Consider the following 13,575-nt stretch of genomic DNA (forward strand, 5'->3'; position numbering starts at 1 on the left):
ATGTTCGACGATCCTCGCATCCTCGAACGGCAGCTCGGCCTCATCCCCGGTGATCCGGCGCAGTGGCGCGCGCTCGAGGATCGGCTCGAACGGTTCTGCGCCGAGCTGCGCGCCGCGCCGGTCGACGAGCGCGACGACCTCGCGGCCACGCGCACCTACGTCGAGCGGCTGGCCGCCGCGGGCCTGCTGCGCGAGGTGGTGCCGGCGGCGTGGGGCGGGAGCTCGCCGCAGCTGCGCACGCTCGCGCTGTGCATCGTGCGGCAGTGGCTCGCGCGCGAGAGCGGTGCGCTCGACAACGCGTTCGTGATGCAGGGCCTGGGCAGTCACGCGATCGCGAAGGGCGGCAGTGATGCGCTGCGCGAGCAGGTGCTGCCGGGCGTGGTCGCGGGCCAGCGGATCTGCGCGTTCGCCCTCACCGAGCCCGAGGCCGGCAGCGACGTGGCATCGATGCGCACGCTCGCGGTCCCCGACGCCGACGGCGGCGTGCGGCTGCGCGGTGAGAAGTGCTTCATCTCCAATGCACCGTGCGCCGACAGCTACGTGGTGTTCGCCCGCGAGGGCGGCGACGACCCGGCCGCCAAGCCCCGCTTCGGCGCGTTCTGGCTGCCCGGCGACACCCCCGGGTTGTCGGTCACGCCGATCCAGGTCATCGCCCCGCACCCGATCGGCACCGTGCGGCTCGACGACGTGCAGGTGCCCGCGGCCCATCGCTTGGGCGCGGTGGGCGACGGCCTGTCGCTGGCGTTCGGGACCCTCGACGTCTTTCGCATCTCCGTGGGCGCCGCCGCGCTGGGCCTGGCCGACCGCGCGCTGGCCGAGGCGGTCGCACACCTGCAGCGGCGGGTGCAGTTCGGCAAGCCGCTGGCGACCCAGCAGGGCCTGCGTTTCGCGATCGCCGAGGTCGCGACCGATCACGTCGCTGCGCAGATGCTGGTCTACCGCGCCGCGGTGCTTCGCGACGACGGGCGTGCCGGTCCCCAGGACAGCGCGCTCGCCAAGCTCCACGCGACCGAGTCGGCCCAGCGCGTGATCGATCGCGCGGTGCAGTGCTTGGGTGGCCTCGGCGTCACGGTGGGACACGTCACCGAACGGCTCTACCGCGAGATCCGAGCGCTGCGGATCTACGAGGGCACCAGCGAAATCCAGAAGCTGGTGATCGCCCGCGCGTTGTTCCGCAGCTAGCGGGCCCACCTCGCGCGGAGCCGACGGACGCGGACGCCCGCGGGCTGCGGGCGTCCACGGTGCGCCATCACAGCGCGTGGTACTTGCGCACCAGCGCGTTGCTCTGCTCGCCGAGCACGGTCTCGTAGCCCACGACGATGAGGTCGCCGCTGGCGTCCTCGGCGGTGGCCGAGAACTGCTCGTCGAGGTCGGCGTCCATCACGTTCCACTCGTCGCCCCACAGCGGCGCGCCGTCGGCGTCGTAGGCGACCAGCACCGCATTGAAGCTCTCGTTGACGCGCTGACCGGCGCCCGCGACGTAGACGTTGCCGCTCGCGCCGACCGACAGGCCGATCGGGAAGTCGTCGCTGCCGGCGAGGTCCTTCGAAACGCTCCACAGCTCGGTCCAGGTGTCGTCGTACTTGGCGGTGACGAAGTCGTTGAAGGTGTTGGCCGGTACGTTCGAGCCGACCACCACGACGTTGCCGTCGGCGTCGAAGGCCATGTCGTTGATGAAGTGATCGAACTCGTGGGTGTCGGCGTCGAGGGCCACACCGTCGGCGTCGTACGCGAGCACGATGCCGGTGTCGTCGTCGTTGGCCTGGCGCTCGTTGCCCAGCAGCCACACCACGCCGGCGTCGTCGATCTGCACGGTGCGGGTGAAGTCTCGGGCCCCCGCGGCGCCGGCGTAGGTCGCCGTCCACAGCTCGTTGCCGGCGTCGTCGTACTTGCCGAGCCAGAAGTCCCAGTCCTGGGTGCCGATGCGGATGCTGCCGGACACGTAGATGTTGCCGTCGGCATCGATCGCCACGTCCGACGCGCTGTCGGCGTCGTCGTTGTCGCCCGGGCCCTCGCCGGGGCCGTCGACCACGACCTGCCACTCGACCATCTGGGTGGCGCCGTCGAGCCGCAGGATGAGGATGTCGTCGCCGGTCATGGTCGACTCGGTGGTGCCGACCACCACGAAGTCACCGTCGGCGAGCATGGTCAGCCCGGCGCCGCTGTCGTTGAGCGAGTCGGTGCCGTCGAAGCTCACGGTCCAACCCTCGGTGCCGTCGGCCATGTACTGCTGCAGCCACAGGTTCGAGGCTTGATCGGTCACGCGCTCGCGGCCCAGCACGTAGCTGTTGCCGTCGGCGTCGACGAGCACGTCGGCGGCCGAGTCGAAGTTCGAGGCCGAGCCGTTGTGCGAGGCCTGCCACACGATCTCGTAGGGCACCGTGCAGGTCGCGGTGCAGGCGTCGTCGATCGCGGTGTTGCCGTCGTCGCACTCCTCGCCGTCGTCCAGCGTGCCGTCGCCGCAAGCCGCGGCCGCGCCGGAGCTGCTCGAGCTGTCGACGCCCGAGCCCGAGCTCGACGAGTCGGCGCCCGACGAGCTCGAGCTGTCGGCGATCGTGGTGCTGGTCATCGTCGCGCTCGGGTCGGTCGAGGTCGACGGATCACCGGACGAGCTCGATCCATCCGAGGTGGCGGCGGGCTCGTCGGAGGGGCAACCCAGCGCGAACGCTGCGGTGAGTGCTACGGAGCAACCAGGAAGGGAGAAGCTTCGACGCATCGACATGGGGCGAGAGTGTGGTCGCAGGCTGCGCGCAGTGCAACAACCGCGGGGCGGTCCCAACCGACCCGCGGGCACCGTGGGCGCTCGCGTCAGCCCATCGCACGCCGAGCACCGCTCGCGGGTTCCCTGCCCCGCGCGCGTCACGTCGGATCGGGGCGACCACGGAAGCACGCGACCAGCTGCCGTGCCGCGGCATCGGGGGCGAGACTGCCGTTCGAGAGCGCAGGTGTGAGGTCGCGCATCAGGCTCGCGACCTCGGCATCGCGATGGAATTCCGTGCGCAGCAGCTCGATCGCCGCGGATTCGGTCCACCGCAGTCGCTGGGCCGCGCGCTGGGCCTCGAGCTGGCCGCCCTCCCGCAGCCACGCACGGTGGCGCCAGATCGCCTCGCGGACAGCGGCGATGCCATCTCCGGACAGTGCCGAACAGGCCAGCACCGGCTGTGACCACCCGGCCACGCGCGGTGGCACGAACGACAGCGCGTGCTGGAACGTCGCCACCGCCCGCATCGCGGCGGCCCGCCCCTCGCCGTCGGCCTTCGGCACCACCACGATGTCGGTGCACTCGAGCAGGCCGCGCTTGATGCCCTGCAGATCGTCGCCGCCGCCCGCGAGCAGGAGCACCACCACGGTGTCGACGAGGTCGGCGACCTCCACTTCGGACTGGCCCACGCCGACGGTCTCGATCAACACGACGTCGAAGCCGGCGGCCTCGCACACGAGCATGCACTCGCGGGTGTGTCGGGCGACCCCGCCGAGCAGGCCCTGCGCCGGCGTCGGTCGGATGAACGCGTTGGGCTCGCGCGAGAGCCGGGCCATGCGGGTCTTGTCGCCCAGGATGCTGCCGCCGCTGCGGGCCGAGCTGGGATCGATCGCCAGCACCGCGACGCGGTGCCCCTGTGCGAGCAGCTCCATGCCGAAGGTGTCGATGAAGCTGCTCTTGCCGGCCCCCGGCGCGCCCGAGATGCCGATGCGCGAGGCCGGGGCCGCGACGTCGACCGGCAGCATCGCGAGCACGCGATCGGCCCGCACGCGGTCGGACGGGCGGGTGCTCTCGAGCAGCGTGATGGTGCGGGCGAGCGCCCGACGATCGCCGGCCACGAGTGCCGCGACGGCCGCCGCATCGGCATCGCCCGGATCGTTCATGGCCGGGGCTCCGCGCGCTCGAGCACGTCGAGCACCTCGCCCGCCGCACTGGTCAGTACGGTGCCGGGTCCGAACACCGCCGCGACGCCCATGGCCCGCAGCGCTTCGTGATCGCGGGGTGGGATCACCCCGCCGGTCACCACGACGATGTCGGGGCGGCCGGCCGCCGCCAGCGCGGCGCGCAGCTGCGGCACCAACGTCAGGTGGCCCGCGGCGAGCGAGCTGACACCGACGACGTGCACGTCGTTCTCGACCGCGGCGCGGGCAGTCTCCTCCGGCGTCGCGAACAGCGGCCCGATGTCGACGTCGAAGCCCATGTCGGCGAAGCCGGTCGCGATGACCTTGGCGCCGCGATCGTGGCCGTCCTGGCCCATCTTCGCGACCAGCAGTCGCGGGCGGCGACCATTGCGCTCCGCGAACGCCGACACCCGCGCTTGCACGCGGGCCAGCGCTGCGGCGGCATCGGTGCCGGTCGGTGCCAACGTGTTCGAGTATACGCCGGCGACCGCCTGCGACGTGGGCTGGTGACGGCCGTAGACGTCCTCGAGCGCGGCCGAGATCTCGCCGACCGTCGCGCGTGCACGTGCGGCGTCGATCGACAATGCGAGCAGGTTGCCGTCGCCGCCGCGGGCACACGCGCGCAGGCGCTCGAGGCAGGCCGACACCGCCACCGGGTCACGACCCGCCCGCAGCTCGGCGAGCCGGCGCAGCTGCGCGGCTCGGACCGCAGCGTTGTCGACCGCCAGCACGTCGATCGTTCGCTCGTGTGCGAGCGCGAGCGCGTTGACGCCGACGACGATCTGCTCGCCACCGTCGATGCGGGCCTGCGTGCGCGCGGCCGCCTCCTCGATGCGCAGCTTGGGGATGCCCTGCGCGATGGCGGCGGCCATGCCCCCCATCTCGGCGATCTCGGCCAGATGGGCCCGCGCGCGCGCGACGAGGGACTGGGTGAGGTACTCGACGTACTCGCTACCGCCGGTGGGATCGATGCTCGCGGTCACGCCGCTCTCGTGCTGCAGCACCAGCTGGGTGTTGCGGGCGATGCGGGCGCTGTGCTCGGTGGGCAACGCGAGCGCCTCGTCGAACGAGTTGGTATGCAGCGACTGCGTGCCGCCGAGCACCGCGGCGAGCGCCTCGAAGGCGGTACGCGCGACGTTGTTGTAGGGGTCGGCCGCCGCCAGCGACCAGCCCGAGGTCTGGCAGTGCGTGCGCAACATCCACGACTTCGGATCCTTTGCGCCGACGTCGCGCATGAGCTCGGCCCACAGCCGCCGGGCCGCCCGCAGCTTGGCGACCTCCATGAACACGTCCATGCCGATGCCGAAGAAGAACGAGATGCGGGGTGCGAACGCATCGACCGCGAGCCCCGCGGCGATGCCGGTGCGCACGTACTCGAGCCCGTCGGCGAGGGTGTAGGCCAGCTCGATGTCGGCGGTCGCACCCGCTTCCTGCATGTGATAGCCGGATACGCTGATGCTGTTGAAGCGCGGCATGTGGGCCGCGGTGAACGCGAAGATGTCGCCCACGATCCGCATCGACTCCTTCGGCGGATAGATGAACGTGTTGCGCACCATGAACTCCTTGAGGATGTCGTTCTGGATGGTGCCCGACAGCTGCGCCGGAGCCACGCCCTGTTCCTCGGCGGCGACCACGTAGAGCGCGAGGATCGGCAGCACCGCGCCGTTCATCGTCATCGACACGCTCATGCGATCGAGCGGGATACCGTCGAAGAGGATGCGCATGTCGAGGATCGAGTCGATCGCCACGCCGGCCATGCCGACGTCACCCACCACGCGGGGATGATCCGAGTCGTAGCCGCGGTGGGTTGCGAGGTCGAACGCGACCGACAGGCCCTTCTGGCCCGCGGCGAGGTTGCGCCGGTAGAACGCGTTGCTGTCCTCGGCGGTGGAGAAGCCGGCGTACTGGCGGATCGTCCACGGGTGCTCGAGGTACATCGTCGGGTAGGGCCCGCGCAGGAACGGTGGGAAGCCCGGCATCGCCCCCGAAGCCTCGACGAGCTCGGCGTGGGGGCGCCACGGCACCGTGATGCGCTCGGGAGTGGTGGTCGGGCCGCGCGCGTCGACGGCTGCGGCCGCGGGCACCTCGAGCAGGGCCGCGGCGTCGTGCGCGAGCAAGCGATCGAGCGCGCTCATCGTGCACCTGCCTCCTGCGCGAGTCGTTCGAGCGCGAGCACGCCGGGCTCGGCGAGTGGATGATCGGTGCACCGATCGGGCGGCGGCCAACGGGTCGCGCCGACCAGCACCTCCTCGCCGCTGACCAGCGCGGCCACCCGCTTTGCCGCGGTGGCCGCGACGTCGCGGCGCAGCTGGGTCTGCACCGCGGGCTCGCCGAGGCCGCCGGCGGCCTCGAAGCCACGGACCCGCGCCCACGCGGCGGCCGCCAGCGCGGCGGTGGTGTCCTCGATCGCCCACGCGCCCGCCCATGGATCGGCGACGCGATCGAGGTGGCACTCGTGCTGCAGCAGCGCCACGATGTTGCGGGCCCAGCGGCCCGCGTCGTCGAGGCTCGCCGGACGGCGATCATGGGGCTCGAGCAGGATCCCGTCGGCGCCGCCGCTGACGGCGGCGAAGGCCTCGAGGCTGGCACGCACCAGGTTGGTGTCGACGTCGGTGGCGGCGCGGTTGCGTCGACCGCTGCGCGCCCACAGCTGCAGCTGCGGCGGCGCGCCGCCGAGCCGCGAGAGCACCGCGGTCACCAGCGCCCGCGCAGCGCGGAGCTTGGCGACATCGATCAGCAACGAGCCGCCCAGCCCCAGCCGCAGCATCCACGCGCCGGGCTCGGGCAACGCCGTGTGCCCCGCGCGCTCGCGGGCCCGCACTGCCACCAGCAGGCCACCGAGCGCGGCCGCGAGCTCGTCGACCGCACTCGCGCCGGCGTCGTGCCACGCCGCGCCGTCACAGGCCCACACGAACGCGTGCGGGTCGGCGACCCACCGCGCGATCGCATCGCGCGACCACGCGTCTTCGCCGATGTCACTCGCACCGCAGGGATCGATCCACGCCGTCACGCCCTCGAGACCCAACAGTCGCGACGGCTCGGCGTCGCCGTCGACGAACAGCGACAGCCCCACCGGCAGCCGCGCGCGCCACTGCAGCACGCGCTCGGGTGCAAGCCGCTGGCCGCGGCCCACCGCGAGCCACACGCCGTCGATGGCCGCCGGCAGCCACGACGGCGAGGGCCCGTCGTCGAGCGCTCGCAGCACGACCTGGGTCTTCGCGCTCGCACGCGAGGGCACCGCGCGGGTGGCCGCGTGCGGGCGGGCGGTCGCCAGCGGTGGCACGCCCACACCCTCGAGCGCGCCGCGGGTCAGCCCCGCGAGTGTGGTCTCGCCCCGCTCGACACGGGCACGCCAGGTCTCGAACTCGATCGCATCGAATGGCTCACCCACGGCGGTAGAGTGTGGCGGAAGCACCGCGCGCTTGCCTACCCCCAACGGCGTGACGAACGAGGGCCGCGAGCGCGAGCGCGACTACGGCCGCCGCTCACCACCGCCGCGGCGGCGGAAGCCGTCGAAGCGCGTCATCAGGCCTTGGAAGATCATCTCGGCCATCACGTCGCGGCCTCGCATCGAGAGGTGCTGCAGATCGGGCTCGGCCAGCGGCGGGTCGGCACGACGCCACGCGCGGATCGAGCCGGGCCCACCCATCGCCGCCACCGCATCGAAGAAGGCGCAGCCCTCGGCGAACGCCGCCTCGCGCTGGGCCGCAATCATCGCGCGGGTGTCGCGGGGGTGCACCGGCGAAGGGCCGGCGCGCACATGATCGATCACGCCGACCACCAGGCAGGCGCGGGCGCGATCGCCGGCCCGCACCAGCTGCAGCGCGGCGCGGAACTCCTGCACGAACACCGCGGGGTCGAGACCCATGTGGAAGCGACGCAGATCGTTGCCGCCGAACCCGAACACCACCAGCGCCGGATCGCGGTGGCGTACCTGCGCGGCGACGTGCTCGGCGTCGAACGACAGCAGCCGGCGGGTGAAGGCGCCGATCATCGAGATCGTGTCCCACACGACACCGGGACCGTCGGTCTCGAACACCACGCCGTAGGCGCGGGGCTTGCCGACACCGCCGTGTCGCAGCTCGAAGCGGTGCGGCCCCGGCTCGACGTGGAAGTGGTGCCAGCGCTCGATCGGTGCGTCGCTGCGGGTGTCGAGCTCGAGCCAGTCGTCGCCGTCGACGCGCGCATGCAAGGTGCCGCCCTTGGGATCCGCGCCGTACCACAGCTCGATGTGACTGACGCGGCGACCGTGGGGCCCACGACTGCGCGTGCTCACCCGCGTGGTCGCGCCGTCGCGCCCGCGGAAGACGTGGCCGCCGTAGCCGTAGCGACCGCTCGGATCGCACTTGTAGGCGATGTAGCAGACCGACCAGCCGCTCGCCGTGAGCGAGGCGGCACGGTGCTCGTAGTTGGCCGACTCGCGATCGAGCATCACGAAGCCGGCCCCGCCGTCGCCGAAACGACCTTGCATGCGCTTGCGCAGCGCGTGGGGCAGACCGTCGAGCCCGATCGAGGAATCGCCGACGTGCATCACCCGCACCAGACCGCGGCCGTCATCCTCCAGCGTCGCCAGCGCGGCGAAGAGGCCGTCGAGTGCGTGGCCGCTGGGGTCCTCGATCACGGGCGCGGGCGGGCCGGGCTCCGACACGGCGGTGGCGCACAACAGCAGCGCGTGCAGGAGTCCGGTGATCATCGCGGCGGCGCGGGTCCACTCGGCGACGCCGCGGCCCGGTCGGCATCATACGAGAACAGCAGCGCATCGCAGAGAAAGTGACCCTTCACCGCCGCGCCCTGCGGTCGCAGGTGCAGGTGATCGTCGCGCGCCAGCGACGGCACGTGGGTGACCCACGCCGCCATGCTTCCGGGACCGCCCATGAACGCCAGCTCGTCCCACAGCCCCAGCGGCTGGGCCGACTGCCAGGCCCGCAGCGCCCCGACGATCGCCGCCAGGCGTGGCCGTGGCCGCACGCCCGCGGCGTCGCGCAGCGGGAAGTCGCCGGGCCCGAGCAGCACCACGTCGGCGTCGGGTGCGGCCGAGCGCGTGGCCGCGACGTCGGCGGCGATCGCCGCCACGACCGCGTCGATCGGTTCGTCGTCGACGGCCTCGTTGCTACCGTAGGCCAGCGTGACCAGCTGCGGCGCACGGGCCTCGAGCGACGCGCGCCACAGCGACGGATCCCAGCGGTCCCAGTCGCGCGCGCGGGCGCCATCGACCCCGAGGGTGTCGACCACGACCCCGTGATCGCCCTCGAACACCGCGCCGAACAGGCGCACCGGACCACCGCCGCGCGTCGTGATGCGCAGGCGATGGGGACCCGCCGGCACCTCGATGCGCTCGCGCAGCAGTGTCGCCGTGGCCGCTGCGGTGTCGAGCACCCGCGCAGGCCCGTCGTCGATGCGCAGCTCCATGCGGCCACCGCCGGGCTGCGCCAGCGCGAACACCTCGATCCGCGTGACGGCGCGGGCCCGATCGCCGCGCGGTCGCAGCTCGACCCAGCGTCGCGCACCGCGGGCCTCGAACGCCAGCCCCGCGAGCCCCAACCGACCGTCGCCGTGGTGACCGTGCCCGACCCCGTGCAGCGTCTGCCACCCGGAGCTGGCCGCGAGCGTCATCTCGGCGTGACGCGACCACGCATGGGCGCGCCCCAGTGGCACCCAACCCGGACCACCGTCGCCGAAACGCGCCTGCAGGTACGCGCGCACGTAGGCGGTATGGGTGTCGGCCGCGGTCCCCGAGGCGCCGAACATCGCGACGCGCACGGGCTCACGATCGCTGCGTGCGAGCGCGGCGTGCAGTCGCTGCAGCGGCGCCGCCGAGCTCCCGGGCTCGATCGGAACAAACGTCCACGGCGGCGCGTCGCCGCCCTCGATGACCGCGGTGGGATCGACGGTGCCGGCACCGAGCACATGGGCGACCGCGACGGCGTGCGCGGCCGCGATCACGGGGGCGTGCTCGCCGTGCACGGGCACGAGCGGCGCGGCGGGGCCATGTGACACGTCCGCTGGCGCGGCGGGGCCCTGCTCGCCCGCGTGCAGTGCCTGGCGATGCTCCGGCGCCGCGGCGCCGGTCGGCACCGACTCGCTGCGGCAGGCGAGCGCCGATGTGAGCACCACGCCGATGCAGCCGCGCACCCGTGCACGCTGGCCGCGGATCCTGGGTGCGGTCAAGTGTCTGCTGGCAATCGCCACGCTCGGCGTCGCCTGCCACCCCGCGGTGCCGCGGCTCGAGCAGCGCGAGCCGCTGGCGCAGCACGCCGCCGCGCACACCGGTACGCCCGGCGACGACGCGGTCGTGCTCGAGCCGCTGCCGGACGCCGATCGCCGGCGACTGTTCGGTTCGCCCGCCGACGACGTCCCCGCAGAGCTCGGCGGCGTCACGCAGGACGCGAAGGGCCGCCACTACCTCACCAGCAACGAGCACGCACTGCACGCCTTCGAGCCGACCGTGCGCGGCCGCGGTGGCGGCTACCTCGGCGTCGGCAGCGATCAGGCGTACCTCTTGATGGGCTGGGCGCGCTCGAGCTTCGGCTGGCTGGTCGACTACGACCCCGAGGTCGTGCAGCTGCACGGCATCTACCGTGCGCTGCTGCTCGAGGCCGAGGACCCCGAGGCTTTCTTGGCGCTGTGGTCCCGCGAGGGCCGGCACGACGCCCACGCGGCGATCGACACCCACGCGCCCAGCGGCGACCGGGTCGAGCTGCGCGCGCTGTACCGCCGCCAACGCGCAGCGGTGGCTGCCCGCCTCGCGGAGACGGTGCAGCACACACGCGACGCCGGCGTGCCGTGCTGGCTCACCGACGTCGCACAGTTCGACCACGTGCGGGCGTTGGTCCGTGGCGGACGCACGCGCGCCATGCTGGTCGACCTCGCCGGCGAGCGGGGCCTGGCTGGCATCAGCGAAGCCGCGACCGCAACCGGCATGTCGATCGAGGTGCTCTACCTCAGCAACGCCGAGGAGTACTGGCGGCTGTACCCCAAGAACTTCCGTCGCAACCTCGCCGGGCTGCCCATGGCCGACGGCGCGGCGGTGCTGCGAACGCTACTCATCTGGCACGTCAACCGCGACTACCGCTACGTGGTGCAGCGCGCCGACAACCTCCGCGCCTGGCTGGCGCAGCGGTGGGTCGGCAACGTCTATCACCTCAGCTATCAGCGGCCCGAGCCCGAGCGCGAGGGGCTCAACCTCTTCGAGATCACCGCGTGGCCCGACGACGCGCCTTCGGCCCTGCGCGCGGCGGCGAGCCGCAAAATTCGTGAGCTCGCCGCGCTCGGCTACGGCCGCTGACGCCGGCCCCGCGACGCCGGTGAGCGCCCGCACACCCGAGGCGGTCGGCGCCACGGCCGATCGGCGTCGAAAGCCGGGGCCGCTTGGTGCAACTGGCGACCCGGTCCGTCCGTCCTCCACCATGATGGCCCGACGCGTCCCCCGTCTCGCCGCGGTGCTGCTCTCGCTGCCGCTGCTGCTGGCGACGGCGTGCAAGGACAATCGCACGCGGCTGCGCGGCACCTGGGAGCGCACCGACAACCCCGGGCAGACCATCGAGTTCGATGCCGAGCGCATGAGCCACAGCTATCCCCACGGCGGCAAGCCGATCGAAGGGCCCTACGAGGTCGTCGACGATCGCGCCGATGGCTTGCTCATCGAGCCGTCGATCGAGTTCCTCGATGGTCGCCGCCTACGCGCCGATCGCCAGCGCATCGAGTTCGTCGACGACGACACGCTCATGATGACGAACGCGAAGAACGGCACCGGCGGCACCTACGTACGTCGCAGCTGACGGGGTGCCCGCCTCGCCCCCCGCGGCGAGGGTGCCCGCGGTATCCTGCGCGCCGATGCGTGCGCGAGTGTTCGGTCCGGTCCTCTTCGCGCTGGCCTGCGGCCGCGACCCGGCCTCGGGCGGTGGCACCGACACCACCGGTGCCGTCACGGTCGCGAGCACGTGGGGCCCGGGCGACGGCTCGACCAGCGCGGGCGACGAGACCCCGGGATCGTCGGGCGACGATGCCAGCGGCGGTGATGTCAGCGGCGTCGACGACAGCGACAGCTCGAGCGGCGACCTCCCGAGCGACGCACCGCTCGCGCTGTACGTGGCCAGCGGCGCGAACCTCCACCACTTCGAGGTCGATCTCGCGACCGGTACGCCGCAACCGGTCGACGTGCTGCCGGCCGGTGAGCACCTCGGCCCGATGACCCACCGCGGCGACCTGTTGTTCATCGGCGACCTCGGGGCCCGCAGCGTCGTGGTGCTCTCGCTCGCCGCCGACGGCACACCGACATCGCTGGGCGCGGCCAGCCTCGACATCGAGGCGGTCTACCTGTCGTTGGCGGCCGGCGGTCAGCACCTGCTGGTCGCCGACTACGGTGCCAACCGCATCGCCAGCTTCGCCGTCGACGGCGGTTCGGTCGCCGAGCACCCCGCGGCGGAGCACAACGTCGGGCAGAACCCGCACGCGATCGTGCCGGCACCCGACGGCGCGTTCGTGTTCGTGCCGCACCTCGGCTCCGGCGAGATCCGTCAATACCGTTACGACGACGTCAGCGGCGCGCTCACGCCCAACGAGCCGGCGCAGGTGCAAGAGCCGACCGGTGGCCCACGGCACCTCGTGTTCGACGCCACCGCGACCCACGCCTACGTGGGCAACGAGGTCGACGACAGCGTCACCACCTGGGACTACGACGCCGCCGCCGGCCGGCTGTCGGACCCACGCACGGTCTCGACCCTACCGGGCGGCATGTCCGACGACGCCAACACCGTCGCCGAGCTGCGACTGACCCCCGACGGCCGCTTCCTGTACGCCAGCAACCGCGGGCACGACAGCCTCGCGATCTTCGCGGTCGAGGGCGGCGAGCTCACGCCGCTCGGCCACGCCGAGACCGCACCGACCCCGCGCGCGTTCACCATCGAGCCGGGCGGACGCTTCATCTACGTCGGTGGTCTCGGCGACGGCTCGCTCGTCACCCACGTGATCGCCGACGACGGCAGCCTCGGTGAGGGCGCCGTGATCGACGTCTCGCCCGAGCCGATGTGGATCGAGGCCGTGGTGCGGTGAGCGACGACGACGACGACCCGCGCATCGTCGGTGCGCCGCCCCATCCGCCGCCGTGGCCCGACGACCCTCGCTACGACCCCGCGCTGCTGGCCGCCGGCGACCGCCGCAACGTGATCGACCGCTATCGCTACTGGCGGGTCGAGGCCATCGTCGCCGACCTCGCACCGCGGCGACACGCGTTCCACGTCGCGGTCGAGAACTGGACCCGCGACGCCAACATCGGCGCGGTCGTACGCACCGCCAACGCCTTCGCGGCCGCAGCCGTGCACATCGTCGGACGGCGGCGATGGAATCGACGCGGCGCCATGATGACCGAGCGCTACCAGGAGCTGCACCACCACGACGATCTCGCGACGCTCACGGCATGGGCGGCCGCACGCGGGTTGGCGATGGTCGGCGTCGACAACCTGCCGGGCGCGACCCCTCTGCGCGCCGCCACGCTGCCGCGGGCGTGCGTGCTGATGTTCGGGCAGGAGGGCCCGGGCCTGTCGGAGGCGGCACGCAGCGCGTGTGCGCAGGTGATCTCGATCGAGCAGTACGGCTCGACGCGCTCCATCAACGCCTCGGCCGCCGCCGCCATCGCGATGCACGCGTGGTGCCTGCGCTGGGTGCCCGGCGACGACGCGACGCCTTGAGATGGCG

Annotated in this window: 10 protein-coding genes; 5 read left to right on the forward strand and 5 right to left on the reverse strand. The window is 72.8% G+C overall.

The annotated features are described in order from the left end of the window. Nucleotides 1-1,182 carry an acyl-CoA/acyl-ACP dehydrogenase gene (locus tag IPH07_09745; protein MBK6917670.1) on the forward strand — a complete coding sequence of 394 codons (1,182 nt, stop codon included), beginning with the start codon at nt 1-3 and terminating at the stop codon, nt 1,180-1,182. A 67-nt stretch (nt 1,183-1,249) separates the two neighbouring features. On the opposite strand, the gene IPH07_09750 is transcribed toward IPH07_09745, so the two are convergent. From IPH07_09750 to IPH07_09770, 5 genes are all read right to left on the reverse strand, one after another. Then, nucleotides 1,250-2,722 carry a hypothetical protein gene (locus IPH07_09750; protein MBK6917671.1) on the reverse strand — a complete coding sequence of 491 codons (1,473 nt, stop codon included), beginning with the start codon at nt 2,720-2,722 and terminating at the stop codon, nt 1,250-1,252. Between the two features lie 137 nt (nt 2,723-2,859). After that, a complete protein-coding gene (meaB, locus tag IPH07_09755) occupies nt 2,860-3,864 on the reverse strand; it encodes a methylmalonyl Co-A mutase-associated GTPase MeaB (GenBank protein ID MBK6917672.1) in 1,005 nt (334 codons plus the stop codon). Beyond that, nucleotides 3,861-6,308: a methylmalonyl-CoA mutase gene (scpA, locus tag IPH07_09760; protein ID MBK6917673.1), complete on the reverse strand. Its 2,448-nt coding sequence runs from the start codon at nt 6,306-6,308 to the stop codon at nt 3,861-3,863. The genes meaB and scpA overlap by 4 nt, the downstream gene beginning before the upstream one ends. A 1,046-nt stretch (nt 6,309-7,354) precedes the next feature. Beyond that, nucleotides 7,355-8,575: a hypothetical protein gene (locus IPH07_09765; protein ID MBK6917674.1), complete on the reverse strand. Its 1,221-nt coding sequence runs from the start codon at nt 8,573-8,575 to the stop codon at nt 7,355-7,357. Continuing rightward, complete coding sequence (locus IPH07_09770; protein MBK6917675.1) at nt 8,572-9,996, reverse strand: hypothetical protein; 1,425 nt, start codon at nt 9,994-9,996, stop codon at nt 8,572-8,574. The genes IPH07_09765 and IPH07_09770 overlap by 4 nt, the downstream gene beginning before the upstream one ends. Before the next feature lie 4 nt (nt 9,997-10,000). Here IPH07_09770 and IPH07_09775 point away from each other — a divergent pair, with 4 nt between their 5' ends. The 4 genes from IPH07_09775 (at nt 10,001) to IPH07_09790 (ending at nt 13,568) form a co-directional block, all read left to right on the forward strand. Then, nucleotides 10,001-11,167, forward strand: a complete 1,167-nt coding sequence (locus tag IPH07_09775; protein ID MBK6917676.1) for a hypothetical protein — start codon at nt 10,001-10,003, stop codon at nt 11,165-11,167. 121 nt (nt 11,168-11,288) lie between these two features. After that, nucleotides 11,289-11,660: a hypothetical protein gene (locus IPH07_09780; GenBank protein MBK6917677.1), complete on the forward strand. Its 372-nt coding sequence runs from the start codon at nt 11,289-11,291 to the stop codon at nt 11,658-11,660. Nucleotides 11,661-11,715: 55 nt separating this feature from the next. Then, nucleotides 11,716-12,933: a beta-propeller fold lactonase family protein gene (locus IPH07_09785; GenBank protein ID MBK6917678.1), complete on the forward strand. Its 1,218-nt coding sequence runs from the start codon at nt 11,716-11,718 to the stop codon at nt 12,931-12,933. Further along, nucleotides 12,909-13,568, forward strand: coding sequence for an rRNA methyltransferase (locus IPH07_09790; GenBank protein ID MBK6917679.1), 660 nt, complete (start codon nt 12,909-12,911; stop codon nt 13,566-13,568). The genes IPH07_09785 and IPH07_09790 overlap by 25 nt, the downstream gene beginning before the upstream one ends. Nucleotides 13,569-13,575: the final 7 nt, after the last annotated feature.

Source organism: Deltaproteobacteria bacterium, assembly GCA_016709225.1.
GTDB classification, from domain to species: Bacteria; Myxococcota_A; Polyangia; order Nannocystales; family Nannocystaceae; genus Xiheibacterium; species Xiheibacterium phototrophicum.

What these genes read in the sequence shown, in the direction of transcription:
- meaB (MBK6917672.1), bottom strand. Translation starts at nt 3,864, where the DNA reads ATGAACGATCCGGGCGATGCCGATGCGGCGGCCGTCGCGGCACTCGTG.
- IPH07_09775 (MBK6917676.1), top strand. Translation starts at nt 10,001, where the DNA reads ATGCAGCCGCGCACCCGTGCACGCTGGCCGCGGATCCTGGGTGCGGTC.
- IPH07_09785 (MBK6917678.1), top strand. Translation starts at nt 11,716, where the DNA reads ATGCGTGCGCGAGTGTTCGGTCCGGTCCTCTTCGCGCTGGCCTGCGGC.
- IPH07_09750 (MBK6917671.1), bottom strand. Translation starts at nt 2,722, where the DNA reads ATGTCGATGCGTCGAAGCTTCTCCCTTCCTGGTTGCTCCGTAGCACTC.
- IPH07_09745 (MBK6917670.1), top strand. Translation starts at nt 1, where the DNA reads ATGTTCGACGATCCTCGCATCCTCGAACGGCAGCTCGGCCTCATCCCC.
- IPH07_09780 (MBK6917677.1), top strand. Translation starts at nt 11,289, where the DNA reads ATGATGGCCCGACGCGTCCCCCGTCTCGCCGCGGTGCTGCTCTCGCTG.
- IPH07_09765 (MBK6917674.1), bottom strand. Translation starts at nt 8,575, where the DNA reads ATGATCACCGGACTCCTGCACGCGCTGCTGTTGTGCGCCACCGCCGTG.
- scpA (MBK6917673.1), bottom strand. Translation starts at nt 6,308, where the DNA reads ATGGGCGGGCGCGTGGGCGATCGAGGACACCACCGCCGCGCTGGCGGC.